The following is a 1,551-nucleotide window of genomic DNA, read 5'->3' as shown; positions in this document are numbered from 1 at the left end:
AGGCGGCCTGGCACACCCAGACCGAGCCAGATAACCTCACCCCTGCCCCGACCGGAAGCAGGTAACCACCGCTCCGTCGAAACGGGGGGAACTCATCTTCAGTACCCTGGTCAAGTAGGCGATCATGGAAGGCATGCCGTCCTTCGGGCTAGCCTGCGGTCTCGGTGTGGTCGCCGTGCTCACTGGTGGCTCGCTTTCCTTGGGTTGGTGAAGTCGACGCCGAACAGGGCGTCGTAGTCCGGCAGCGCCCGCAGGCAGACGGAATGCCCGTCGGCGTGCTGGCGGGTGGCTGCCTGACGGCGTTGCCGGTCCTCGGCAAGGGCCTGGCGCATGCGTTGAGCGGTGGCCTTGTGGACCAAGTCGGTGATCACCGCGTGCTTGGCCCAGGGCCGGTCGTGGCGGGCGACGATCTGGCCGTCGCAGAACACCTTCACCGTGTCCAGCGAGGCGGTCGCGTCGACGAATCGGCCGATCGAGCGCGGGTCGACGGAGTAGTCGACGGTGTCCACGCGCACGTAGTAGTCGCGGCCGAGTCGGGTCCGGTTGCTCAGGCCGGTCGGCGGGTCGACCGGCGGCAGCGGGATCATCGACAGGCAGTCGGTGTCCAGCAGGTCCGCCGGCCGACCCAGGATCGACCGGACCGTACGGGCGGCGACGAGCCGAGCTGGTTCGAGGCGGCAGGCGTGACCAGCCAGTCACCCAGCTGGACGTTGAAATCGGCCGGTGAAGTGAACAGCCGGCCGGGCATGAACGAGGTCTCCAGGAATCCGTTGGCCCGCTCGACCATGCCCTTGAACTCCCGATCACGGCGAGGAGCCAGCCTGACCTGCGTGGCGAGGGTCCCCCCGAACGCCGCCGCCGGCGCCGAGACTCGACCGGTTCCGCCGATCGCGGACTCCCTTTCCCACACCAGGGTTCGGGGCACCCGCCCGATCCGCAGATCAGCTGCCACATCCCCGACAGGATGTCCTCGGCCTGCCTCTACGGGATCATCACAGCGGTCATGAACCGGGAGAACCCCAGCGTCATCACCAACACCGGCAGTTTCGTGCGCGACTGTCCCGCCGCGACCGGGACCGCGGTGTCGGGGAACCACAGGTCGCACTGAACGATCTCGCCCGGCTCATAGACCGTCCGGTCGACCGGATTGATACCGACGTACTCCGGCCGGATGACCGCCAGCCGCTTTCGCAATGGCGGCATCGAGTGCGGCCACTTGATCCGTTCGGCTGACCGGGCCGGGCATCCGCGGCCACTCCGCCAACGACGCCCTGATCTGCGGCTCGTACGCATCCACGATCGAGCCCCGTGGACGACGCTCGTAGGTCGGCGGCCGGTCGGAAGCCAACGCAGCCCGCACCGTATTACGGGCCACACCCAGGATGTCCTCCCCGTCGAGGGTGGCCCCGATCGCGGCATAGAACGGCCGGTTCGCCACTGGCCCGTCGCGGACCATGGCTCTGTCGCCGGTTGTGTGAAGCAGATCAGTGCGCGAGGACGAGGCGTTTGCGGAGCAGGTCGAGGCGGGCGCGGCCGAACACCTGCTGTTTG

Annotated in this window: 1 pseudogene; it reads right to left on the bottom strand. The window is 68.2% G+C overall.

The window, feature by feature from the left end:
- Window positions 1-179: 179 nt before the first annotated feature.
- Window positions 180-1,381: pseudogene (locus ACIBEF_RS32390) on the bottom strand (Mu transposase domain-containing protein); the annotation flags it as partial.
- Between the last annotated feature and the right edge of the window lie 170 nt (window positions 1,382-1,551).

The organism is Micromonospora sp. NPDC050795, from assembly GCF_044456785.1.
Taxonomy (GTDB): domain Bacteria; phylum Actinomycetota; class Actinomycetes; order Mycobacteriales; family Micromonosporaceae; genus Micromonospora.
This window is presented reverse-complemented; position numbering and strand designations above follow the sequence as displayed.